Genomic DNA, 25,601 nt, shown 5'->3' with positions numbered 1-25,601 from the left:
TAAAGTATGTTGAATAAGAGAGTCCTCGTTAGGGTATAAAGATAACAAGTTTTGAAAATTATCAGATAATTCACAAATTTGTCAAATCATTCTTGAAAATCATCTTTATAAGTTAACTGAATTATTTTATTATTTAGACGAACGAACCTTTTATCATTTTCCCTACCCCAAATTCCATGAAAAGGAGGATTAATATGTCACGAAAACTGAGCAAATATAGAAAGTCTTTTGAAGAGCTAGTACAAGAAAACAAGCAAGAGTTAATTAATGATAAACAAGAGATGGAAAAAATTGAAAATCGTATCGAAAAACGCCATGAAATTAAAAGGCTTGCTTAACATTTAATGACTTTCATGGAAAAGAGGGTGACTCCCCCCTGGCTAATTAGCCAGGGGGAGTCACCCTCTTTGCTTTTGATTAACTCACATTCGTTGCATTTGACTTCAAAGCCGTATCTCTTTCATTAGAGTAAGCATGTTTGCCAGGGACTAATGCGAGGGCGACAGCCGCGATTAAACCAGGAATGGCAAATGCGATGAAATTTAAGTGAATCGGTAAAGTAACGGATAAAAGGAATCCTCCCAAAAGCGGTCCAAGCATACCGCCAATCCTGCCGATGCCAGATGCCATACCTAAAGCTGTCGATCTGATATATGGAGGATAATACTGGGATACATAGGCTTGTACAATATTTTGCGCCCCGATTGTAGCAGCACCTGCAATGGCTACTAATAGATAAATCACAAACGTATTCCCGCCAAAACCAAGCAGGGTCAGGGCAATTGCACCAGAAGCATACATCGGAACAAGCATTTTTTTAGAACCGTATTTGTCACAAAGCCGCCCGATTATAAGGGTACCTATAATGGCACCGCTTTGAAGGACAATGAGGAAAGCTAAGCTTGAATTCAGTCCATATCCTGCTTCGATCATCAATTTAGGAAGCCAAGTATTCAAACCATATACCATCAATAAGCAGCTGAAAAAGGCAATCCAAAACATGACAGTGCTTACGGCGCGGTTATCGTTAAATAAGCCAACAATAGGCACCTTTGTTTCCGGTGCTTTTAGTTCCACAATCTCATCATTTTTGTTAAAAGCCACTTCAGGATTCACTTTGGAAAGAGTAGCGATTAATTCTTCTTTTTTTCCTGTTCTGATAAGGTGACTCGCTGTTTCTGGTAATTGCTTATACATTAAAGGCAGAAATAGTAAGGGCAGCCCTGCAAACCAAAAAATGGACTCCCAGCCGAATGCCGGCATCAAAAAGATTCCTAATGAAGGGGCAAGAATTCCCCCGACTGAATAACCGCATAACACAATGGATACGATCATACTTCTCATGGATTTAGGTGAATAATCCGTCAACAGGGCGATGACGTTTGGCATAATACCTCCAAGCCCTAAACCTGCTAAAAAGCGAAATGTAGAGAAAAGCGTTGGAGTTTCGGCAAAGCCGCATAGAAATGTAAATAAGCTAAAAAATATTAATGTAATCGCAATGACGTTTTTCCTTCCAATACGGTCAGCCAGTGTCCCGAAAAAGATGGCACCGAACATCATGCCAAATAGTCCATAGCTTCCCATTGCTCCCGCTTCAACCGCGGTAAGGTTCCATTTATCGATCAAGACCGGCACAGCAGTTCCGTAGACAACCAGATCATATCCATCAAAAGCAATAATCAGAAAACTCCATATGAGCAGCCTTAAATGAAAGCGGTTAAATTTACTGTCAGCAATAACCTCTGTCGTATTAATGTAAGCCAAATTGTCTCCCCCTTAATTTAAATTCAATACGGAAAAATGATAACGCTTACTTAAATATCAAGAAAAAAAGAGCTTTCTACTGAACATCACCCCTTCGTTTATATAAATAGTTAATTTTGTTCTCTATTAGTGATTATAAAGGGGTGTTTTTAAATATTCAACAAAAAAATTTAAGTGTTGTAATTTTTCTGACTAATCAGAAGGGAGAAAAGCGAGGATTCCTTAATGAAGGCTTTCATGTTCTGGTTTAACAAAAAGGGAAAGACAACATAAAAAGCGGGGCTTCCCCCGCTTTGTTTATTTCCCTCTAATATATTATTTTTCATTCACGTCGGGTCTATACCCAAAACTTCCAGATATCTCTTTGCTTATGTTTAGTAGATATTTGCTGAGGTCCTCATGTTCATCGTGAGGTATTAACTCGGAAAAGCCCACGATGGTAACGGCACCGAGGAGCTTCTTTTTGTAATTAAATACAGGGAAAGAAACTGAAGATACGGATGAAACGAGAGGTTCCCTGGCAAAGGAAATTTCTTTCTGACGAATCGCTTTACATTCTTCTTCAAGGTCGTTCATTTTTTCTGGAGGAATCTGCTTTAATTCTTTCTCTCGCCATTCATGAATCATTTTCTCATCCATGAAAGCCATAAAAACTTTTCCTGTTGCGGAAAGAAGAGGAAGAAAAGTTCCCATTTGAGCCCCTATATTATATCCACGGTTTGCGTTAAACTCTTTGACTATCATTGGTCCAGCAGGAGTCCAGCTGGAATATAAAACGGTACTCAAACTTCTTTCATTGATTTCTTGGAGATAAGGAATGATCCGTTCAACGACATTTTCCTGATCTGCAGCAGCCATTCCATATTCAATTAGTTTACTCCCTAATACATAAGATCCGGATTCCTTATCACGATAAAGAATTCCTAATTGAGTGAATGTATTAAGGTATTTATACAGATTACTTTTTGTAATTTGGGTTAAGTCATGAATATCGGAAAATTTCAGCGGCCTCCCTTGTTTGGCAATTAAATCCACGATCCCCATGCCGATTTGTAATGATTGAATGGTTGTTCCTTTTTTTACGACTTCCATAAAATCCTCCTATATTAAAACGTTAAAATTCTCTCTTAACATCTCACAACAATATTAGCGGGGCAGTGCCTCATGATCTTGTTGTAAAGAGTGTAATGTTGAAATACAGCGATTTGATTAAATGTTTTCTTGAGCCCCCTTGATAGATGACAGCGTACAAAATTCTATATGAACAGCTAAAATGAGACAAAAAAAATGACAATAACTAAATTATAACATTAGAAGGAATGAACCTCAGAAAGAAAAAGGGCGATTTTAATTTTCTGAAATTTTTCTCACTAAAATATTGACAATTTAAAATAAATAAATTAAGTTTATTATATAAATAGAGAACAAAGTTATCTAAAAAGATAATTTTGATTTCTTTTTAAATTATGAGGTGATGGAATGAAAAAGTTTTTAGTGCTGATTGAAAGAAAGCCTTCTTTTACAGGTGATCTAATCCAAGGTCATCGTGAATTTCTGCAAAATTTAAGAGAAACTCAAACGTTAATGACAGCGGGAGGGTTTGGAGATCAAACTGGGGGAGCCTATGTTCTTCAAGCGGCTTCTTTGGAAGGGGCAAGAAATATTGTAGAGAAAGATCCAATGAACCAGGAAAATGAAGCCGTTTACACCATTAAAGAATGGAATGCAAACTAACTATAAATTTTTTTAAAAGAAGGGGAGTTTACTCATGAAATTAATTACATTTAGCCGTGAAGGTATTACACAACGTATTGGAGCTATCATCAATGAAGAGGTTATCGATTTACATGTTGCCTATAAGTCTTTGCTTACATCAGAAGGAAAAATTCGCGCTCAACAAATTGCGGATGCATTTGTTCCTGCAGATATGACTGGATTTTTACAAGGTGGAAAAGAAAGTTTGGAGCTTGCTAAAAAAGCCATTGAATATGCCTTAGAAAATAAAACAGATAATGGCTTTAGACTTGTATATGACCTTAATGAAGTAAAAGTGGAAGCAGCTGTTCCATCACCTGGAAAGATCATCTGTGTTGGTCACAATTATCGTGAACATATTTTGGAAATGAAACGAGAGCTTCCGCCATATCCGGTTGTATTCGCCAAATTTGCCAATACGGTCATAGGGCCGCAAGATGATATTCCATTTTATCCAATTTCAGAACAGCTTGATTATGAAGCGGAGTTTACATTTGTTATTGGTAAACGTGCAAGAAATGTATCCCAAGAAGACGCTCTTGATTATGTAGCTGGATATACCATTGTGAATGATGTGACGTATCGTGATCTTCAACGCCGCACCATTGAGTGGCTCCAAGGAAAAACAGTTGATGGAAGTGCACCGATGGGTCCGTGGTTAGTAACGTCCGATGAACTTCAAGACCCTGCTGGACTAGAAGTCGTTCTGACTGTAAATGGTGAAGAGCGCCAACGTTCTAATACGGCCAATCTAGTATTCTCTGTTCAGTACTTAGTTGAATTCTTATCCAGCTTAATGACGCTGGAGCCAGGAGATGTCATTTTAACTGGAACACCAGGAGGAGTCGGAGTAGCACGCGATCCGCAAGTCTTCTTAAAAGACGGGGACGTGGTCAAAATTGAAATCGATAAAATTGGCACTCTTGAAAACCGCGTAACGAGTGTCAAAGAAGTAGTAGAGGTGAAATAATGATGAATGCCTTAAACGTTAAAGATTCCGTTAAATCCGTTCAACAGTCGCTTGATCAAGTGATTCAAAAAGCAGAAGGGCTTTCCGACGATGTACTTCGTTGGAACCCTGCGGAAGAAGAATGGTCTGTTATGCAAATTCTTTGTCATCTTGTAGAAGCGGTTCCTTATTGGCTTGATGAAATTGAACAGCTTCTAGAGACTCCGGGTAAAGAGTGGGGACGCGGCTTGCAGCATGAAGGCCGTTTAGCTGCTGTGAATAAAAGTAAGGTTGACAGCACTTCTTTATCCGATGTTTTAAACGAATTGAAAGCGCTAAAACCACAGGTAGAACAAACGCTTAATAAATTAAATAAAGAAAATTTAGCGATGGAGGCACCGAGCCGCAATCCTCGTTTCGGTACAAAGCCCATCTCCTTTATCGTGGATCATTTACTTGTTGAACATACGAGTAAGCATTTAGGACAAATCGAGCGCAACCTATCGAAGGTCAATAAGTAATCGAACAGGAGGAATGGAGAATGGCTGAAAAAATGGATTTTTTTAAAAGTAAAATAGTCCAGGACTTTACAAGAGATATTCGGCAATACAATCTCGGGCCGCTTTGGGAGGCAATTCCAGAATTGATGCATCATCAGCCTGAGCCGCATGCACAGGCATACCTTTGGAAGTGGGATTTACTCGAGAAAAAATTAGGAGAGGCGGCGCAAATTTTTACTCCTGAGCGTGGTGGTGAACGAAGAGCCATTTATCTTCAAAACCCTGGTTTAGACTATCGTCAACCATGGGGATGGGCTTCTACTTCGCAAACGCTTTACGCAGCAGTGCAGCTGCTTCAACCGGGGGAAACAGCACCATCTCATCGTCATACACAAAATGCACTTCGTTTTATTACACATGGTGAAGGCGCTTACTCCATTGTGGAGGGTGAACGCATTTTCATGGAAGAAGGGGATTTTGTTATTACTCCAAAAAACCTCTGGCATGGTCACGGACATGAAGGGACTGAGCCGATGATTTGGATGGACGTTCTTGATATCCCGACCATTTATATGATGGGTGGTACGTTCTTCGAGCCATATCCTGAAAGAATCGAACAACCGAGAGTACCAGATAACTATTCTGCACAACGCTATGAAGGCGGTATGGTTCGTCCGATTTCTGACCGTCATCCTAAGGTGGCACCGCTTGGCGCTTACAAATGGAATCAAACATTAAAGGCCATTGAGGGATTATCTCGCTTTGAACCAGACCCATACGATGGTTATGCAGTCGAATTTATTAATCCATCAAATGGACAAACAGCGAACCCGAATATCGGAGCATGGATTCAGAAGCTGCCGAAAGGGTTCCATTCAAAAGCTCATCGTCATACACATTCGACAATTTATCAAGTATTTAAAGGTTCAGGGTACAGCATTATTAACGGTGTTCGTTTTGACTGGTCAAAAGGTGATTACTTTATTATTCCAAATTGGGCAGTACATGAGCACATAGCGTTAGAAGATACGTTCTTCTTCTCGGTAAATGACTTACCGATTATGGAAAAATTCGACCTTGAGAAAGAGCAGCCATATGAAACTAACAATGGCTATCAGGAAACAAAAGAAGAATTTAAACCTGTACTAGTATGAGTATATTCGAGCAAGAGGTATAAGTATTATTTGATAAGGGGGACGACATAATGGTTAATCAAGAAAAAGAAGTGCTTGTCATTGGTGGAGGAATCGGAGGAGTAGCAGCAGCTCTTGCATCCGCTGAAGCGGGCCATAAAACAAAAATTTTAGAACAAGCCCCTCAATTCGGTGAAATCGGAGCAGGTATTCAAATGGGGCCAAATGCGATGGCGGTTCTAGATCGATTCGGCGTAGCTGATGAAATCGCCAAAGTTGCCGTGTTCCCAAAAAGACTTGTTTTAAAAGATGTTTATACGGCAAAGGAATTAGCTGTATTAGATTTAGGGAATGAATTTAAGGCAAAATATGGTTTCCCTTATATTGTGTTGCACCGTTCAGATTTGCATCGCGTGCTAGTAGAAGCAGCTGAGAAAAATCCACTCATTAGTCTTGTCAATGATCAAATCATTGACACGGTTGAGGAAGATGCATCAGGTGTAACGGTAACCAATCAAAGAGGCGAACAATTTACAGGAAAAGCCGTAATTGGCGCAGACGGCCTTTGGTCCAAAACTCGCAAGTATTTTGCCGATGACGAAGCTATCTGTTCTCATTATGTAGCCTATCGCGGAACGGTGCCAATTGAAGAAATCAGCTCTGATGCAGCTATGGATGACGTGATTATGTGGATCGGCCCTAATCTTCATGTGGTACAATACCCCGTTCGTAAAGGCGAATTGTATAACCAAGTAGTGGTGTTCAAAAGTCAAAATTACAAGCCTGATTCAAATGACTGGGGAACACCGGAAGAAATGGATCAAGTGTTTGAAGGGTGTCACCCGCTTGTTGAGAATGCTCTATCCTTCATTCAACGCCAAATTCGTTGGCCAATGTATGACAGATTACCAATCGATAACTGGACAAAAGGCAACTTCACACTTCTTGGAGACGCTGCCCATCCAATGCTTCAATACTTGGCGCAAGGCGGTTGTCAGGCATTAGAGGATGCTTCTTACTTAGCTGATATGCTAAAAATTCATGGTGAAAATTTTGAACAAGCATTCCTGGCTTACCAAGAAGAGCGCATTCCGCGCACCGCCAAAGTACAAAAAAGTGCCCGTACATGGGGAGAAATTATCCATGCGGAAGATCCAGTCTCTATTTTGCTGCGTGATACTCTTCTAGAGCAAACAGAGGCAAAAGAATTCGAGATGATCGATTGGTTGTACGGATATAAAAAACTGCCAGCTGGAAAGGTAAGCAAATAACTATATAGATCGATTTAGAAAAGTTGAGGGACAATTCAGGTTATCCGGATGACCGATTGTCGTATCCTTCGATGAAAGCAAGATGTGTCGAGTTATTAAATGAAACATAAGAGAAAGTCCCAAGGAATAAGTTTAACCTTGGGACTTAATTGATGTTACATTCATTATTTTATTGCATTTAATAATAAGTAAGGTGTGAGCGTGTCTATATACGTTTGTTTCACGTAAGCTGTCTGTTATTCAGTCGTTGCAATTAGCCTCTTTTCTACAGTAAAATAGATGTGGAATCGATTTCAGTTGACGGTGGAGTGATGAACAAATGCCTACAATATCAGATGTAGCCAAATTATCAGGGTTGTCAAAAACAACCGTTTCGCGTGTGATAAATAACCATTCATATGTTTCAAAAGAGAAGAAAGAGCTCGTAATGAAAGCAATGAAAGAACTTAACTATACGCCAAATCCTTCTGCAAGAAGGCTAAGAGGTAACTTAACTACAATACTAGGTGTTATTGTGCCTAGAATTGTCAATCCATTCTTTTCGTCTTTAGTGAATGCCATTGAACAGGCTGCCTATAAAAAGGGATACCAAGTATTGATTTGCCAAAGCAATGAAGATAAAGCGAAAGAATTGGCATTTTTAAATTTATTAAAAACAAAGCAAGTAGATGGAGTGATTATGACTTCAATTGAAAATGATTGGGACGTGATAGAATCATATAGAGAATACGGTTCTATTTTGTTATGCAATGATTATGTCAATCAAGCAGTTGTTCCAATGATTCGTTTAGATCAAACGAAAGGGGCATACTTGGGGGCTAAGCATTTGATTGAAAGGGGCCATCTAAAAATTGCTTACTGCACAGGCGGATTGTTTGATGAGCAAGGGAAAGGTAAGGATCGTAATCAAGGCTTTCAAAAAGCATTACATGAAGCGGGAATTAAAATCAATCCGAAATGGATTTTTATAGATCAGCATACGATTGAAGATGGCAAACAGGTTATCAAGCAAATTCTAGAGATGGATGATCGTCCAACCGCTATTTTTACTGGCAGCGATGAAGTTGCGGGCGGAATTATGATTGGAGCAAAAGAGCGGGGGTTAACCATTCCTGATGACCTTGCAATCATTGGGTTTGATGATCAGCCAATTGCCGAAATATTAGATCCTAAACTAACGACCATTCGCCAGCCTGTCGATCAGATGGGGGAAAAATCTGTAGAAGTGATTATTGAAATGCTGGATAACCCTGAAATGGAGATAAAAAGTTACGAGCTGCCGATCGAATTGATCGTCCGGCAATCAACATAATATATAGATCGATTTAGAAAATTTGGCATGACCAAAGAACGGCCATGCCAAATTTTCTAGACCTAAGCGGCTGACACCCCCCTTGCGGGGTTGGCGCCATCCGCATAGGTGAACCCTTGAGAGCAGATTCAAGTTGCCCGAGCTAACGATTGTGATGCCTTTGGATTGGATGAAGATGTGTGGCGTTATTAAGTGTAATGTATATAAATGGTAAATGAGTTATTTATAATGTGAGAATTTGATAAGTAAGCGTTGACAGAATAGAAAAGCCAAAAGTATAATAAAAAACAGGAACCGGTTCCATTTCTAATAGATTATTAAACTTATATTTTTTTACTTCTTTATGGAACCGATACCATATAGTTTTTAAGTGCTTTACGCATCTGTTACATATAAATAGGTGAATAAATAGTTATTTTACTTTTGGAAATGGAATGATTATTTTTTGCTCACCTATGAAACCGATACCACTTGTAAGTAGCAGACGTAATGATCTAGCAAGGTAGTTTAAATGTATACATAGTTGGAGGGGACAACATGGAGAAAAAGTGGTGGCAAAGAGAAGTTATTTATCAAATTTATCCTAAAAGTTTTTATGATTCGAATAATGATGGAATAGGCGATATAAAAGGGATTACCCAAAAGCTGGATTACTTGCAGTCTCTAGGGATTACGATGGTGTGGATTTGTCCGATCTATCAATCGCCAATGGCTGATAACGGGTATGATATCTCAGATTATTATCAGTTAAACCCGGAGTTCGGAGAGATGAAAGATTTGGATGAGCTAATTGAAAAGGCAAAAGAAAAAGGCATTAAAATGGTTCTTGATCTTGTCATCAATCACACATCCGATGAACATCCTTGGTTCCAGGATCTATTAAATAATCCTGAGATCAGCCCATATAGGGATTATTATGTTTTGAAGTCTGAGAAAGATGGCCAGCCTCCTACCAATTGGCGCTCTGTTTTCGGAGGCAGTGTATGGGAGCCTTTGGAGAATACAAATGAATATTACTTCCACTCTTTTCACAAAAAGCAGCCAGACCTGAATTGGGAAAACAAAAAAGTCCGGGAAGATTTATATAAAATGGTCAATTACTGGCTTGATAAGGGAATCGCCGGATTTAGAGTGGATGCCATAACGTTTATTAAAAAAGACCAAAACTACGATAACATTCCGGCTGACGGAGTGGACGGCCTTGGAAAATGTACAAAGAAGACTCGTAATCAACCGGGCATTGCCGAATTCCTGCATGAGTTAAATGATGAGACATTTGCCAAGTATGATTGTGTCACCATTGGAGAAGCTCCCGGTGTACCTTATGAGCAATACGGTGATTATATCGGGGACAATGGATACTTCTCCATGATTTTTGATTTTAGATATGCAGACCTTGATGTAGCTTCCGGCAGTGAATGGTTTAAGAGGGTCGATTGGAATGTGGTAGATTTAAAAAAATTAATCTTCACCAGTCAAATGGAAATCCAAAAAGTGGGCTGGGGAGCAAACTTTTTAGAAAATCATGATCAGAACCGATCCATAAGCAAGTATATAAAAGAAGAAGAGAATCGAAACTTCTATTCTGTGACAATGCTGGGAGCGATGTTTTTTTATCTTCGTGGAACGCCTTTTATCTATCAAGGCCAAGAAATTGGAATGACTAATTTTAAGAGGAAAAGTATTGAAGAGTTTGACGATATTTCAAGTATTGATCAATACTATCGTTCCATGAACGAAGGCTTTAGTGCGGAAGAAGCATTACACTTTATCAATTTGCGCAGCCGGGATAATTCAAGAACACCCTTTCATTGGAGTGATCAAGAATATGGCGGATTCTCAGAAGTTAAGCCTTGGTTAGGGGTGAACGAGAATTACAAAATCATTAATGCGGAACAACAAGAACAGGATCCAGATTCTATCTTGAATTTTTATAAAAAAATTATTCAAGTGAGGCAAACAAGTGAGGCAAGTGAATGCTTAATTTATGGAGAGATTGAGCCTATTTTAGAAGAACATTCAACGATTATTGCGTATAAGCGTAAATTGAATTCAGAAGAAGTGGTTTGTTATTTTAATTTTTCACCTGAAAGTCAACCGGTCGAATTAGATACGAAATATGATGTGTTATTAAACAACTACAAAGAAGAAAAAGAAGCGATTTCTGAACAAAGATATTCTTTAAAACCATATCAAGCACTAATACTCCTAAAGAGAGGAGCGAAACATCATGAGTGAAAATAAGTACGAACGTATAGGAAAAGAAATTATTAATGTCATTGGCCAGGATAATATCGAATCATATGTTCATTGTGCAACAAGGTTACGGTTTTCCGTTAAAGACCGCAGTAAAATTGATGATGAGGCCATTGAAAAGATAGACGAAGTCAAAGGCGTATTTTATAACGCTGGCCAATATCAGGTTATTTTAGGTACCGGGACGGTAAATAAAGTATACGCCGCTTTGCGGGGAAATCAACCTGAACAGGAGAATGATCAGCCAAAGAAGGAAGCAAACTCCGCTGCGAAAGAAAAGGGAATTAGAAGGGCTGTCAGAACGCTGGCAGATATTTTTATTCCGATTATCCCTATCATCGCAGCGACAGGTTTATTTCTAGGGCTAAAAGGTGTGTTGTTTAGTGATGCATTTTTGGGCTTAATGGATATGAGTCCCAATGATGTTCCTGAAAATCTGAAGACACTTATATCTGTACTGACGGATACAGCTTTTGCCTTTTTACCTGCATTAATTTGCTGGTCTGCCTTCAGGAATTTTGGCGGGATGCCGATCATTGGTTTTGTCCTTGGGCTAATGCTTGTTTCACCTGCTCTTCCGAATGCGTATGCGGTAGCAGACATCAACAGCGGAGTCAAACCGCTCATGGTGTTCGATTTCATTCCGGTTGTCGGTTATCAAGGTAAAGTTTTAACCGCACTGGTAGTTGGGATTCTTGGAGCGAAACTTGAGAAAAGGCTGCGGGCTGTCATGCCAAATGCATTAGACCTGATCTTTACTCCTTTCTTTGTTTTATTAACGATGATGGTTGCTGGTTTGCTTGTCATTGGACCTTTATTGCACTTTGTAGAAGCGGGACTCGTAACAGTGATTACCGGACTCATCAGTGCGCCTTTAGGGATTGGGGGTTTGTTCATTGGGTTTTTATACCCGTTAGCCGTTATGACAGGAATGCATCATTTATTTATTGCGATTGAAACGACCTTGCTTGCCAATACGGGCTTTAACCCATTGATTACGTTATGTGCGATGTACGGGTTTGCGAATGCGGGTACATGTTTGGGGATTACAATAAAAGCGAATAAAAGAACGGTAAAGGTGACAGGTATGAGTGCCGCTCTTACACAATTACTCGGTGTTAGTGAGCCGGCCTTATTTGGTGTCGTAATGAGGTACAGCATGAAACCGCTTTATGTGATGATTGCGTGTTCCGCTGTTGGAGGTGCCATTTTATCCTTATTAAATATTAAAGCGAATTCATATGGTTTAGCTGTCGTTCTTTCTCCATTAATGTACATTTATGAGTGGAACCAGCTGGTTGTTTATATGGTGGTTTCCATTCTGATTTTTGTTGCTGCATTTATCATCACTTATTTATTTGCAGTGCCAAAAGAAGTGATGGTTGAGGATAAAGACCAGAAATTGAGCAATGTTAGTTAAAGCTTCTATGGAGCCTCAAAGGCTGTGAATACAACATGTTGGTATTCTTATTTTTTACACCTGTATGGTATCGATACCATACAGATATTCAAAGAGAGTTAAAGAGATGAATAGTTCATACAATGGGGAGGAAAGAAACATGGCATTAAAAATCAAAAGAAATCCACTGGCGGCAGGTGTGTTATCCGCTTCGCTTCTTTTCACATCAGCTTGCGGAAGTGATAACGGGTCTGGAGAAAAAAACAGCGGCAGTAACGGTGATCAAGTAGTGGTGGATATCTTTCAGGGGAAAGTTGAAATTGCAGATCAGTTAAAAGCGTTAACAGATCAATATACAAAAGAACACCCGAATGTGACATTCAATCTCCAAACAGTAGGCGGCGGTGCTGATGGTGCCTCAGCATTAAAAGCTCAATTTGCTTCCGGAAATGCTCCTGATATCTTTACGATTCAAGGATATCAAGATGCGCAAACATGGAAGGATAAATTAGAAGATTTATCGGATCAGCCATGGATCAAGGATGCGTATGAAAGCTCATTAAAGGCAACGACAATGGACGGTAAAGTTTATGGACAGCCTGTCAGTCTTGAGGGCTACGGCTTTGCTTACAATAAAGCGCTATTTAAAAAAGCCGGTATTACGGAGCCTCCAAAAACGTTCTCTGAATTAGAAGAAGCGGCGAAAAAACTGAAAGCTGCTGGTATTACTCCATTCTCTATAGGCTACGGTGAGTGGTGGGTATTGGGGAACCATGGACTTAATATTCCATTTGCTGCACAAGAGAACCCAGATGAGTTCATTCAAGGTTTAAATGAAGGTACAGCTAAAATAGAAGGCAATGAACAGTTTGAACAATATTTGAAACTGTTGGATTTAACGATTAAATATGGAAATAAAAATTCATTAACGACAGACTATAATACGCAGGTGACCTTATTTGCGACAGGTGAGGCTGCGATGATTCAACAAGGAAACTGGATCCAGCCAATGCTTGATAAAATTACCCCAAACATGGAGGTAGGTATTCTTCCGATGCCGCTTAGTGATGATCTGGCTGTTGCGGATAAATTAGGGGTTGATGTACCAAGTAACTGGGTTGTTTACAACGGAGCGCCGGAAGCTGACAAAAAAGCGGCAAAAGATTTCTTGAACTGGATGGTTACGTCTGAAGAAGGAAAGAAAGCACTTGTTGAAGAGTTCAAATATATTCCAGCTTTTAAAACAATTGAAGCAAAAGGGATTGGACCATTAGGTGAAGAGCTCGTTAAATATTCTAAGGAGGGGAAAACCTTCTCTTGGCAGTTTATGAAATACCCGGATGGTGCAGGACAGGAGTTTGGTGCAACTCTTCAAAAATATGTGGATGGACAAGTATCCAAAGAAGAAGCGTTGAAAGCACTCGATGGCAGCTGGGCAAAATTGAAAAAATAATCTCATTCGCAAGCTTTAGGCTCTTCCTTGAAAAGGGAGGGTCTTCCTTTGGTAAAATCATAGGCTATCTTTTTAGAGGTATGCTTTTTTATTTGCAAAACGAAATGATTTTGATTATCATTAAAAAGAAAATTTATTATGAGGTGATAGTATGAAACCAAATTTACACCCACATTATGAGAAAGTTGTATTTATGGACGTAAACAGCGGTTATAAGTTTTTAACTGGATCTACAAAAAAATCGAATGAAACCATTGTCTGGGAAGACGGAAATACGTATCCATTAATTAAAGTAGAGGTTAGCTCTGATACACACCCGTTTTATACAGGAAAGCAGAAATTTGCAGATACAGGTGGAAGAGTGGACCGATTCCTTCAAAAATACAATATGAAAGAAAAGAAATAATTCATTCACTTCATATTAGAGTTAACTCTTTGTTTGTAATCTAGGCAGTCGAGGAAGAGAGTCAATATAGTCTTTTAACATAAAAAAGTCCAACTTGTAAATCGTAATCATTTCGTTTATATAAGGTATTTAGGAGGCAAACATACGTGGCGAAGAAATCTAAAGTTGTAAAAGAGCTCAAGAGACAAAAAATAGTGGAGCAATATGCAGATTTAAGAAGAGAATTAAAAGAAAAAGGGGATTATGCTGCATTAAGTAAGCTTCCTCGTGATTCAGCACCCTCTAGGCTTCATAATCGTTGCCAAGTTACCGGAAGACCTAGAGGGTATTTAAGAAAGTTTAAGATGTCTCGTATTGCTTTTCGTGAATTGGCACATAAGGGGCAAATCCCAGGGGTTAAAAAATCTAGCTGGTAAGCAGTGAAATGACAGGAGCATCGTGAGTGTAAATGAATGAGAAAATGATGGAGATTTTTGCGAGGAATATTGTGGCTTCTCTTCCAAGAAATAAAAGAAAGCTGTACCAGTTTATTGAAGGAATTGAAGATAGTTTAGCACAACAATCCGAAACGAAGGAGCAATTTTTGATCCTTCTCAAAGAGCAATTACCCTACGATCAGGCAGCCAGTTGCTTTAACATGTCGTTAGATGAAACCGTTAGATTGATGCATGAAATTGAAGATGAAATAAACGAAAAACTAGAAAGAAAAATAAAGAATTATAAGTGGATTGACTACACAGAACAAGTACATGGTAATCAAATTGAGACAATTAAGAACATACAGTATGTCCTTGTTTTATCATAGATTATAAGGGTTGATTTCTCTATCAGAAATCAATCCTTATTTTCGTTCTGAATAGTTCCATGATTTTAATAGAGCTCTGATTCATGTCCATGACCAAGATTTCTTACCGGAAGATGTCAATCCTTGGGAGGCTGAAGCTGCAATATGCTGGGAAGTAAATGCAAAATACCTTGTTAGATTTTCTTACATGTGTAATGACAAAAGATAACAATTTTGTTTATGATGAATGCAAGAACTAGAAGCAGCAGGTGAGTAAGTGTGAATTCTTCTTTTAAAAAGCAGTTGTCACAGCTATATAATGAGGTTAATCAAGAGATTTATAGTGCGGGAGTTAGTAAGCAAAAAATTGACATCGTAGATAACCGGATTGTCATTTTTGCCCAGACGAAGCGCTCGCCTTTAATTTCAGTATTAAGTGAAAGGTATCCTGAGTTGACCTTATCTGTCGATGGGGCTTTAGCCGTAGAATATAAACGTCGATTAAAAGAAAAATTGGAGAAGCAGTTTGGGGTGAAGGTCACCACTATATTTAAGGATTATGATCCTGCAAGTGAGCACGCTTGTACAGTCGTTTATCTAGAACAATCGCTTAGTATGTAATTGATATGATGATTGTTGGAGAAATGTTGATTTATCATCTTTTCTTCACAAACTTGTTTTAACTATCCAGGAGCTTAAATTTCGTCATACGTCATTTAGGAGCCGTAGATATAGGAGGGAACCCCTTCTATTTCTGCGGCTTTTTTTATACAGCAAATTAAGGGGGAGTAGAGATGAATTCAAAAGTATTTTCGTTAGGGTTTCAGCACGTTATGGCTATGTATGCGGGAGCGATTCTTGTTCCATTGCTTGTCGGGAGGGCATTAAACCTTACTCCGGAGCAATTGGCTTACTTAGTTGCCATTGATTTATTAACTTGCGGAATAGCTACTTTACTGCAGGCATGGAAAAACAAATATTTTGGTATTGGGCTGCCCGTTGTTTTAGGTGCTTCGTTTGTTGCCCTCTCGCCAATGATCGCTATCGGATCGCAATATGGCATTCCGGCCATTTACGGATCCATTATCGCAGCAGGACTCTTCATTTTTTTGTTTGCCCGCTATCTTGGGAAACTCGTAAAATTCTTTCCGCCTGTTGTCACGGGAACTGTTGTCACAATCATTGGGCTATCGTTAATACCATCCGGAATTCGAAATATGGCAGGGGGAGCCGGGAAGCCGGACTTCGGAAGTTTAGATAATTTGATGTTATCGATGGGGGTCATCGCTGTTATTCTCCTTATTAATCGTTTCTTTAAGGGGTATATCCGTTCTCTTTCCGTGCTATTGGGAATGATTGCGGGTACAGCAGCAGCGGCCATGATGGGGAAAGTCCATTTTCATGAGGTTGCAGAAGCTTCGTGGTTCCGTATTCCGCAACCGTTCTATTTCGGTGTTCCATCCTTTGAGATCGGTCCGATACTGACAATGTTAATTGTAGGGTTAGTCATTGTTGTTGAATCGACCGGTGTGTTTTTTACCTTAGGAAAAATTTGTGATCGTCCTGTTACACAAGATGATCTCACTAGGGGATATCGAGCGGAAGGATTGGCTATTACTTTAGGAGGCATCTTTAATGCTTTTCCCTACAACACCTTTGCCCAAAATGTAGGGCTGGTTCAACTATCTCAAAATAAATCACCGAAAGTTGTCGTTGCAGCAGGCAGTATCCTCGTTTTTCTTGGCTTAGTTCCTAAAATTGCGGCTCTTGCTACCATTATTCCTGCGCCCGTGCTTGGCGGTGCTACAGTTGTATTGTTTGGTATGGTCGTGTCTTCAGGAATTAAAATGCTGGGTTCAGTCGATTTCAGCAATCAACATAATGCACTTATTGTAGCTTGCTCGATCTCATTGGGATTGGGAGCCACCGTCGTACCCGAGTTATTTAGTCAATTGCCTTCAGCAATCAAAATCATCGTTAGCGATGGAGTCATTACCGGAAGCTTAACGGCTATCTTTATGAATCTATTTTTTAACTTCCGGACAGTTTTAGCACCTGCTCCAGCATCCCTAAAGAATGAGGAAGCTGACGCAGCACATGTTTCATAAAAAAATAAAGGAGTTACGATCTATGGTTACTGTAAATACTTTAAATGAAATTTCGTTATCTGAGTTTGTAGAAACATTAAAAGACATATTTGAACACTCTCCCTGGGTCATCCAAAGGGCAGGGGAGTTTCGTCCTTTTGTTTCCCGTGAAGCCCTTTATGAAAAGATGGTCGCTGTTGTCCAAGCAGCGAGTGAGGAAGAAAAGCTGAACTTAATTCAGGCCCATCCTCATTTAGGGACACGAAAACCAATGACTTCATTTTCCGTGAGTGAACAAAAGGGTGCAGGATTAAATCAGCTCTCAGAAGCAGAATATGAGCTTTTGCTTGAAATGAATAAAGAGTATGTTCAACGATTTGGATTTCCCTTTATTTTAGCTGTTCGCGGAAAAAACAAAGATGAAATCCTTCAAGCAATGAATGAACGATTAAAAAACTCAAAAGAACAAGAGTTTAACCAGGCCTTATCAGAAATCTATCAAATTGTTCGATTTAGAATAGAAGATCAAATTATATAAAAAGGATGTTGATTAGATGAAAGGACTTACTACACATATATTGGACTTAACGCATGGCCGCCCTGCTTCAGAAGTAAACATTGAGCTCTATCGTTGGGAAGGATCAACAAGACATTTGTTAAACACTGCATCAACTAATTCGGATGGACGGTTAGATTCTCCCGTTCTTGATTTCCATGACATGCAGTCAGGAGAGTATGAACTGCTGTTTTATATTGGGGATTATTTTAGAAAAAAGGGGATACAGCTGTCGGATCCCGCTTTTCTTGACAAGGTATCCGTGCGAATCGGTATTGATAATTCGTCATCACACTATCATGTGCCGCTGCTCATTTCACCATGGGGCTATCAGGTCTATCGGGGAAGTTAAAACTCTAATGAATGGTTCAGCTGGTAACTGATAATAAATAATAGATTGAGAGGAATGAAAAATCATGAGCTTAGAAGCTTTAAATAAACAAGTAAAACGCGATCTTTCTTATCTTGGATTCGGCGGAGCGGACTGGGTGCGTCCGACCCGCCACCCTGAAGGGCATGTTTACGACGTTATCATCATTGGCGGTGGTCAAAGCGGTTTAGGCGCAGCCTTCGGTCTTTTGCGTGAGCGGGTATCCAATATCCTTGTTATCGACGAAAACAAGGAAGGATTAGAAGGGCCGTGGGAAACCTATGCCCGCATGGTGACGCTAAGAACGCCCAAATATTTGACTTCCGTCGACCTTGGAGTTCCTTCTTTAACCTTCCGCTCATGGTGGGAAACGCAGTTCGGGCCGGAAGGCTGGGAAGAGGTCGTGAAGATTCCAAGAGGCGACTGGATGAATTATCTGCGCTGGTATCGGAAAGTTCTTAATCTTCCTGTTATCAATGAGGTAAAGCTAAAGCTTATTGAGCCATTGGAAGAAAGGGTTCATCGATTGCATATCGAAGGAGTGGGAGCGCCTTCGAGTGCATTACTGGCGCGCAAGGTTATTCTTGCTACTGGCATTCAGGGCGGCGGCGAATGGCATGTGCCGCCTATGATTTCCGAAAAATTACCTCGTCATCTCTATGCCCATACTTCTGAAGTGATTAATTTTGCGGCACTTAAAGGTAAAAAGGTAGCGGTTTTGGGCGGCGGAGCTTCTGCCTTTGATAATGCCAATTTCGCACTATCAGAAGGGGTCGCCGAGGCACATGTATTTGTCCGCCGCAAAGAGATGCCGCGTATTAACCCAATCCGCCAGATGGAGGGTTCCGGCATGATCGAGCGTTTCCATAGCTTATCTGACGCTGATAAATATGCGGCTATCGCTCATTTCTTTAAACTCAATCAGCCGCCGACTAATGATACCTTCGAACGCGCAGCATCATGGCCCGGTTTCAATCTGCACTTTGGCGCGCCGTGGCTCGATGTGGAAGCAAAAGGTGAGGGTGCGGTAGTCACTACGCCGCAAGGGACATTTACGTTTGATTTCCTGATTATCAGCACCGGCCTTGTGACCGATCCGGCTTTGCGTCCTGAGTTGAAGCTTGTCGAAAGCCATATTGCTCGCTGGAGCGATCGTTATAAAGCACCAACGGAGATAGCTAACGATATGCTCGATGCCCACCCTTACCTCAGCCCCGGCTTTGCTTTCACAAGCCGAGATGAAAAGGCCAAAAAGCGTCTGCATGGACTTTTTGCTTTTAATTATTCTGCTTTAATCAGCTGCGGTATTTCGGCCTCTGCACTCTCAGGTATGAGATTTGGTGTACCTAAGCTCGTGTCAGCGGTAGCAGACCAACTTTTCCTTGATGATCGCGAAGAGATTCTAAAAAACTATTTTTCTTATAATGAAGTTGAATTCGTTGGTGAATGGACGAAGAAGAGGACTGTTGAAGCTTAATCCGCATACGAGTGTTGGAAGATAGAGGAGTCATCACGAATTTTACACGGAACGGTATAGGGAATTTGATTTCTGAATATTAGAACAAATAAGCAGGCCCACTTAATTTCTGGCCTGCTTATTTGTATATTAAAAAATATGCATAATTAGGGAGGACAATCGAATTGAATTTGAGACTGCGGATATAACAGGCTTAATTTTTAGTGTGTTGGATTTTGCAGGAGGTGGTTGGGAATAGTTTGATTATTTGTGTCCCCAAGCTTAAACAACTTTCTCTCTATGGAAAACAAAGACAATAATATTAACATCATTATTAATTACTTTTATTACTCCTATTTAATTTTTCTCTTATCATGTTAGTATTAAATTATTGTAGGGAGAATGAGCAGCGAATTTTGAAAGGGGATACATCGTTTGAATGCAAAATATCTAGATTTACTGGCCCAAAAATATAATAGTGAAGAAAAAGTGGTAACGGAAATTATTAATCTTGAAGCGATCCTTAATCTGCCTAAGGGGACAGAGCATTTTGTCAGTGATTTACATGGGGAGTATCAAGCCTTTCAACATGTATTGAGAAATGGATCGGGGAAGGTAAGAGAGAAAATTGAAGACATCTATAATAAGGTATTAACTGAAAAAGAAATTAAAGAATTTGCAACATTAGTTTATTATCCTGAGGAAAAACTTCAGTTAATTAAAAATAATTTTGACAATGAAAAAGAATTACACCAATGGTACACAGTAATCATTGAGCGTATGATTAAGCTGATTTCTTATGCCTCTTCCAAATATACACGTTCGAAATTACGGAAAGCATTGCCTAGTCAGTTTGTTTATATTATTGAGGAGCTGCTGTACAAAACGGATGAATTCACGAATTTTAAGGAACCTTATTATTCAAAAATTGTTCAGCAAATTATTTCCCTCGGACAAGCTGATAAGCTCATTATAGGTCTCGCCTATACGACTCAGAGATTGGTTGTTGACCATTTACATGTCGTGGGGGATATTTATGATCGCGGTCCCGAGCCTGATAAAATTATAGAAGCTCTTATCAATTATCATTCTGTCGATATTCAGTGGGGAAATCATGATGTCCTATGGATAGGTGCTTTTGCAGGTTCGAAGGTTTGTCTCGCAAATATTATTCGGATCTGTGCCCGCTATAATAATTTGGATATTATTGAAGATGTGTATGGCATCAATCTTAGACCACTTCTTAATTTAGCGGAGAAATACTATGGAGACAACCCAGCCTTTAGGCCGAAAATCCAATCAGATGATAAAATTTCTAAGGAAGAACAACTGCAAATTACAAAAATTCATCAAGCGATTGCGATGATTCAGTTCAAGCTTGAAAGCCCTATTATAAAAAGACGACCGAACTTTAATATGTCAGAAAGACTTTTGCTTGAGAAAATTGATTATGACAAGAACGAAATAACCATACATGGGAAAACGTACCCACTAGAAAATAGCTGCTTCGCAACGGTAAATCCTGAGCAGCCCGATCAATTGCTAGAGGAAGAAAAACAAGTTATAGACAAGCTGTTATTTTCGGTTCAGCACTCGGAAAAGCTTGCCAGACATATGAATTTTCTGATGAAAAAAGGCAGTCTTTATTTGAAATATAACGGGAACCTATTAATACATGGCTGTATTCCTTTAGATGAAGAAGGAAATATGGAAAAGATGGTCATTGAAAATAAAACTTATGCAGGTCGTGATCTGCTTGATATTTTTGAACATTATTTACGACATGCTTTTACACATCCAGAAGAGACAGATGATCTTGCCACAGATATGGCGTGGTATTTATGGACAGGAGAATATTCATCACTCTTTGGGAAAAGAGCAATGACAACCTTTGAGAGGTACTTTATTAAGGATAAGGAAATCCATAAAGAGAGAAAGAACCCATACTACCATTTACGTGAAAATGAGGAAATTTGCCGCAAAATCCTAGCTGAATTTGATCTTAATCCTGATCAAGGTCATATTATAAATGGTCATACACCTGTTAAAGAAATTGATGGAGAAAATCCAGTTAAGGCAAATGGGAAGATGATTGTCATCGATGGAGGTTTTTCTAAAGCTTATCAATCCACAACAGGTATAGCTGGATACACTTTACTGTATAATTCCTACGGCATGCAGCTGGTCGCCCATAAACATTTTAATTCAAAAGAAGATGTTCTATGTAACGGAACAGATGTTTTATCAGTAAAAAGATTGGTGGATAAAGAACTAGAGAGAAAAAAGGTTAGAGAAACGAATGTTGGTGAGGAATTATTGCAGGAAATCTCTATTTTAAATAGTCTGAGGGAATATCGATATGTGAATTAAGGGGAACTTTTGGGTCTGGTGATTTAAATCAATTGAACTGAAGCGTATCATAAGTAAATGAGGTTTTTCCTTCATTAATAGAGAACTTAAGGATGGAACCTAAAACTTTGCACAATTAACAAGCTCACTATTGCGGTATTTTTCAGTGGAGGGAATCTTTTGAAGTGGATGATAAAAACCATCCACTCCTTTTTTTACCTTATAAATTTACAATTATTTCTCAAATATCGTACCCTTTTTAAAGTTTGAATCTTTAAATGCAAACTTCGTTAGAAGAATATAGGCAATACCTGCCACAAAAACGCCTATAATCCATCCCAGTTCCACTTTTATAAAGGCGGCGCCGGCACCGATCAGCATGGCAATGATCGCGCATGGATTAAACCCGGCAAATGGGCCGTCTTCATTGTACAAATCTGCAACATGTACTTTTTGCTTTCTTAATATGTAATATTCAACCAATAGAATAGAAACGATTGGACCTAAAAAGGCAGAATAGATAAGAATGAACATATTAAGACCTTTTGCTGAAGAATCCTGTACAAGCACCCAAGGAAATGAGCAGAGAGCAAGCAGCCCGGTTATCGTAACAGCCGTTTTATATTTCATTTTTGTCAGCAATGTAATCACATAGGTCGGTGGAATGATGTTGGCAACCATGTTTACTGCAACCGCACCTATCACAATAAATGCCGATACGCCTACTGTAATGTAAGGATTATCTACTACTACTGCAAACGCCTTTACAGGATTAGAGATCCCGGTTGTAGAAGCAAGCATGGCACCGATCGTAAGAACAAAGCCGTACGCTATCAAAATAGGAGAAAAGTATAAAAAACCGCGTTTTGCATCGCTGATGCCAGGTTTGAGCTCTCTTGAATAGTCCGCTGCACTTAAAAAGATCGCCGCATAATTTCCTAAAAACACCATGACGAACGCAAAGAACGGCAAGCCCCATGAGCCTTCTGCATGAACCCATTTTTCTGCAATAACCTCTCTATAGGACGTTAGAAGAATGCCAAATACATAGACAAGTGCCAGCATAATTACAATGGATGCGAGTATCTCCACCCATTTAATCGCATGGAAGCCGTACAGCGAAAGTATAATTTGCACCAACTGGATCACTACAAAACAAATGACTATGTTATCAAAGGATCCCCCCATAATCACCTTCACAATTTCATTTAAGGCAGTAGCCCCTATCCAGCTTTGAAAACCATACCAAATAACAGCTGGGATACCGCGCAAAAGTGAGGATATGATGGAGCCTTTCATCCCGAAAGACATTCTGAGCTGTACCACATATGGTACCCCTGTTCTGTATCCAAGTCTGTCATTTAAAGCAAAAAAAGCTGAAATGATACCAATTGCTAAAGCGGCTGCGACAAATGTTTGAAAGATGTTTAATGTTGCAGTTCCCGCTACAACCAGGCTGGCCCCAAGCGTCATATTGCCTAAATTAACACCGTCTCCAATCCACATAAACATATAGGATATCGGACCTACTGTTCTATCCTCTTTGGACTTTGGCTTTAATGATTCATCTACACCCGCAGTATGATGGATCAGCGTCTCGTCTATAGCTTGCCTTGCTAGATTTGTAGACATTGTATATTCCACTCCTTTTTCTCATTGTTTACCGTAAAGCTGAAAGATAGTTGTCAACTGCAGCAAAAATACTATGAATATTGAATAGAAAAAATTTCATTTTAACTAGATTATCTGTCATTAAATTTGACATCCGGTGTCAATAAAACTAACATGTGTAAATTTTATACGATTTTTTTAGAGGAGTCATTAGAAGAAGTGTGAATTTTTCGATATTTATTTGTGCTTTTTGTCTAAAAATGTTGATGATATCTAAGGGGGCGTACAACCAAGGTGTGTATAGGTTGATTCGAAAAGAGGGGAATAGCGGAATTTATTTTTACTATTACATCAAAATCTGCATACTTGGATTTTTTAAAAGGAAAAAGCCAAACACTCCTCGTGGAAGCGCTTGGCTTTTCTTTGTTCAAATCTCTTTATTTTTAAGTGAGCTGGCTGTTTCCTTGAAGTAAAGCTTTAATTCGAAAAGCGAGACGCAATCGCAGTGTCTCGTCTGGTTCTTTTAAACTTCTGCCAATAATCTCCTGGCATTTTTCTAAACGGTAGATCACCGTATTGCGATGTACATATAAACGATTTGCTGTTTCAGACAGCTGACAATGTGTTTCTAAGTAAACGGACAAAGTATGGAGCAATACTTGATGATCTTTTTTTGGTTGATTGGCAAAAGCCTGAAAAGTATCTGTATAAAACTTTTTCAATTGATCATAAGGAATCATCCGCAAAATCTCTGGCACTTCTTTTGGTTGGTAAAATTCAACAAATCCTTTTTTTCCTGATAAATTTCCATAATATAGAGTGTCTGTTGCTTCCTTATACGACACAGGAACATGAATCAGTTGCTGTGCATAATTGCTAATGCCAAATGAAAGATCCTTTTTGAAGTATGTTGAAATCTTCGTTTGTAGTTTTCTTAAAAATGAAACGAACGATTCGTCATTTTCTTTCCATCCTTCTTTCAGCGGCATTAGTAAAATGTAAGAATGATCCATTGCGAAAAAATGGACTGTTTGGTGAAAACGCCGCAGTTCTGACTCGATGGTATCGCAAATCACTTCCTGCTCTGACTGGTATTGTACAAACGAAATGTTTTTGTCTTGATCATCTATTTTGCCAACTGCACAAACATATCGTTGCTCGTTTAATAACCCGAACTCTTTGCCGCGGCTGATTACTTCTTCGGCGGTAGTAAATGTACCATTAATAAAGTTAGTAAAAAACTCATTTTGAATACGCCTTGCATTTTGGTTTAATGCATTTTCTTTCATCAGTTCAAACGCAATGACATTCGATGCTTGTTTAATGGTTAAAATGGTTGAACGGTCTGATAAAGGTATAAATCCGAATATACACAGGTAGCTGCACTGTTTGTGTGTGTAAATAGGGAAAAGGGTAATGGTCTCTCGGGTTTCATTTAATAATGATAATGCAGACATTGTTGTTCCTGGAAAATGAAAGTGATGTCCGCTTGCGATTAGAGCTTCCAAGCTTTCGAAAAGGGGGGGATTTTGAGAAAATCCTGTATCTGGTTGCAGATGGTGATTCAGCAATACAACGGGAAAGTGAACAAGAGAAGAAAGACTTTCAAGAATTTTATGTATCCCTTTTCCGCTCATAATCTGATTGGTGAATTGTTGATGTGCTTGCATCGCATTATGCAGCTCATTCGTACGTATATCAAGAATGTAACTTAGCGACTTATTGACAAGGTCGCCCAATGAAGTGTGGGCAGGGAGTTCCAAGAGTGGAAAGTTAAGTTCGTTTGCGAGCGATATAGCTGCTTCAGGCATTACTTGTAAAAACCGTTTTGTTTTAATTCCTAATCCTGAACAGCCTTGTTTCTCCATTTCTTTAATGAGCTGCAATAATGAATCGAGGTCATCCTTGAAATGAAAAGCTGTTGTTATGAGCAATTCATCTCGCTTTAAAAAATGAATGATGTCAGGAGCATCCATCATATTCACTGTATTCACTTCACGCTCAACACCTTGTTCCCCTGCGAGCAAGGTAGTTCCTTTAAACACGGGAAGATCCAATAATTCATTTAATCGCATTTTATTTCTTTCCCCTTTCGCAGGATATTTGCAAGTTTTCTATTTTTTAAATTGAATTTTGGTTACTATAAACAATGAATCTGCTAAATGTTTTACATTTATGTCAATGATT

Annotated in this window: 23 protein-coding genes; 19 read left to right on the top strand and 4 right to left on the bottom strand. The window is 39.2% G+C overall.

All coding sequences use genetic code 11. The features are described 5' to 3' along the window. Positions 1–194 precede the first annotated feature (194 nt). Positions 195–338 carry an FbpB family small basic protein gene (locus BK575_RS17605; protein ID WP_078412153.1) on the top strand — a complete coding sequence of 48 codons (144 nt, stop codon included), beginning with the start codon at positions 195–197 and terminating at the stop codon, positions 336–338. A 79-nt stretch (positions 339–417) separates the two neighbouring features. Here BK575_RS17605 and BK575_RS17600 read toward each other — a convergent pair whose 3' ends face one another. Beyond that, entirely contained in the window at positions 418–1,767 is a 1,350-nt protein-coding gene (locus BK575_RS17600; RefSeq protein ID WP_078412151.1) for an MFS transporter, read from the bottom strand. Between the two features lie 315 nt (positions 1,768–2,082). Continuing rightward, entirely contained in the window at positions 2,083–2,859 is a 777-nt protein-coding gene (locus BK575_RS17595) for an IclR family transcriptional regulator (RefSeq protein ID WP_078412149.1), read from the bottom strand. A gap of 387 nt (positions 2,860–3,246) precedes the next feature. On the opposite strand from BK575_RS17595, the gene BK575_RS17590 reads away from it, so the two are divergent. From BK575_RS17590 to fbp, 18 genes are all read left to right on the top strand, one after another. Beyond that, positions 3,247–3,501, top strand: a complete 255-nt coding sequence (locus BK575_RS17590; protein ID WP_078412147.1) for a YciI family protein — start codon at positions 3,247–3,249, stop codon at positions 3,499–3,501. A 34-nt stretch (positions 3,502–3,535) separates the two neighbouring features. Further along, on the top strand, positions 3,536–4,492 hold the full coding sequence (locus BK575_RS17585) for a fumarylacetoacetate hydrolase family protein (protein ID WP_078412145.1): 957 nt from the start codon (positions 3,536–3,538) through the stop codon (positions 4,490–4,492). After that, complete coding sequence (locus BK575_RS17580) at positions 4,492–4,992, top strand: DinB family protein (protein WP_328589519.1); 501 nt, start codon at positions 4,492–4,494, stop codon at positions 4,990–4,992. The genes BK575_RS17585 and BK575_RS17580 overlap by 1 nt, the downstream gene beginning before the upstream one ends. A gap of 20 nt (positions 4,993–5,012) precedes the next feature. Next, positions 5,013–6,125 carry a cupin domain-containing protein gene (locus tag BK575_RS17575; RefSeq protein ID WP_078412141.1) on the top strand — a complete coding sequence of 371 codons (1,113 nt, stop codon included), beginning with the start codon at positions 5,013–5,015 and terminating at the stop codon, positions 6,123–6,125. A 50-nt stretch (positions 6,126–6,175) separates the two neighbouring features. Beyond that, the gene (locus tag BK575_RS17570) at positions 6,176–7,375 is read left to right on the top strand and encodes an FAD-dependent monooxygenase (RefSeq protein WP_078412139.1); all 1,200 of its coding nucleotides are present in this window, start codon (positions 6,176–6,178) and stop codon (positions 7,373–7,375) included. A 319-nt stretch (positions 7,376–7,694) separates the two neighbouring features. Then, complete coding sequence (locus BK575_RS17565) at positions 7,695–8,687, top strand: LacI family DNA-binding transcriptional regulator (RefSeq protein WP_078412137.1); 993 nt, start codon at positions 7,695–7,697, stop codon at positions 8,685–8,687. Positions 8,688–9,224: 537 nt separating this feature from the next. Continuing rightward, positions 9,225–10,925, top strand: coding sequence for a glycoside hydrolase family 13 protein (locus BK575_RS17560; protein WP_078412135.1), 1,701 nt, complete (start codon positions 9,225–9,227; stop codon positions 10,923–10,925). Further along, positions 10,918–12,363, top strand: a complete 1,446-nt coding sequence (locus BK575_RS17555; protein ID WP_078412133.1) for a PTS transporter subunit EIIC — start codon at positions 10,918–10,920, stop codon at positions 12,361–12,363. Before BK575_RS17560 ends, BK575_RS17555 begins: the two co-directional genes overlap by 8 nt. A gap of 139 nt (positions 12,364–12,502) precedes the next feature. Beyond that, entirely contained in the window at positions 12,503–13,795 is a 1,293-nt protein-coding gene (locus tag BK575_RS17550; protein WP_078412131.1) for an ABC transporter substrate-binding protein, read from the top strand. Positions 13,796–13,946: 151 nt separating this feature from the next. Beyond that, complete coding sequence (locus BK575_RS17545) at positions 13,947–14,201, top strand: type B 50S ribosomal protein L31 (RefSeq protein WP_078412129.1); 255 nt, start codon at positions 13,947–13,949, stop codon at positions 14,199–14,201. 146 nt (positions 14,202–14,347) lie between these two features. Beyond that, a complete protein-coding gene (rpsN, locus tag BK575_RS17540; RefSeq protein WP_078412127.1) occupies positions 14,348–14,617 on the top strand; it encodes a 30S ribosomal protein S14 in 270 nt (89 codons plus the stop codon). A 32-nt stretch (positions 14,618–14,649) separates the two neighbouring features. Further along, on the top strand, positions 14,650–15,006 hold the full coding sequence (locus BK575_RS17535) for a hypothetical protein (RefSeq protein WP_078412125.1): 357 nt from the start codon (positions 14,650–14,652) through the stop codon (positions 15,004–15,006). A gap of 258 nt (positions 15,007–15,264) precedes the next feature. Beyond that, positions 15,265–15,606, top strand: coding sequence for a Na-translocating system protein MpsC family protein (locus BK575_RS17530; protein WP_078412123.1), 342 nt, complete (start codon positions 15,265–15,267; stop codon positions 15,604–15,606). Between the two features lie 173 nt (positions 15,607–15,779). Then, positions 15,780–17,093: a nucleobase:cation symporter-2 family protein gene (locus BK575_RS17525; protein WP_078412121.1), complete on the top strand. Its 1,314-nt coding sequence runs from the start codon at positions 15,780–15,782 to the stop codon at positions 17,091–17,093. Positions 17,094–17,115: 22 nt separating this feature from the next. Continuing rightward, a complete protein-coding gene (gene uraD / locus BK575_RS17520) occupies positions 17,116–17,610 on the top strand; it encodes a 2-oxo-4-hydroxy-4-carboxy-5-ureidoimidazoline decarboxylase (RefSeq protein ID WP_078412119.1) in 495 nt (164 codons plus the stop codon). A gap of 16 nt (positions 17,611–17,626) precedes the next feature. Then, positions 17,627–17,980 carry a hydroxyisourate hydrolase gene (gene uraH, locus BK575_RS17515; RefSeq protein WP_078412117.1) on the top strand — a complete coding sequence of 118 codons (354 nt, stop codon included), beginning with the start codon at positions 17,627–17,629 and terminating at the stop codon, positions 17,978–17,980. A gap of 64 nt (positions 17,981–18,044) precedes the next feature. Continuing rightward, on the top strand, positions 18,045–19,475 hold the full coding sequence (locus BK575_RS17510; RefSeq protein ID WP_078412115.1) for an NAD(P)-binding domain-containing protein: 1,431 nt from the start codon (positions 18,045–18,047) through the stop codon (positions 19,473–19,475). Between the two features lie 414 nt (positions 19,476–19,889). Continuing rightward, the gene (gene fbp / locus BK575_RS17505; RefSeq protein ID WP_078412113.1) at positions 19,890–21,824 is read left to right on the top strand and encodes a fructose-1,6-bisphosphatase; all 1,935 of its coding nucleotides are present in this window, start codon (positions 19,890–19,892) and stop codon (positions 21,822–21,824) included. A 213-nt stretch (positions 21,825–22,037) separates the two neighbouring features. Here the strand turns inward: fbp and BK575_RS17500 are convergent, their stop codons facing one another. Together BK575_RS17500 and BK575_RS17495 are read right to left on the bottom strand one after the other, a co-directional pair. Further along, positions 22,038–23,435, bottom strand: a complete 1,398-nt coding sequence (locus BK575_RS17500) for an NCS1 family transporter (RefSeq protein ID WP_078412100.1) — start codon at positions 23,433–23,435, stop codon at positions 22,038–22,040. 422 nt (positions 23,436–23,857) lie between these two features. Beyond that, positions 23,858–25,489 carry a PucR family transcriptional regulator gene (locus BK575_RS17495; RefSeq protein WP_078412098.1) on the bottom strand — a complete coding sequence of 544 codons (1,632 nt, stop codon included), beginning with the start codon at positions 25,487–25,489 and terminating at the stop codon, positions 23,858–23,860. Positions 25,490–25,601 lie beyond the last annotated feature (112 nt).

The organism is Priestia abyssalis (genome assembly GCF_002019595.1).
In the GTDB taxonomy this organism is placed as follows: domain Bacteria; phylum Bacillota; class Bacilli; order Bacillales; family Bacillaceae_H; genus Bacillus_BA; species Bacillus_BA abyssalis.
The sequence above is the reverse complement of the archived record's forward strand: the minus strand, read 5'-3'. Positions and strand labels throughout refer to the sequence as shown.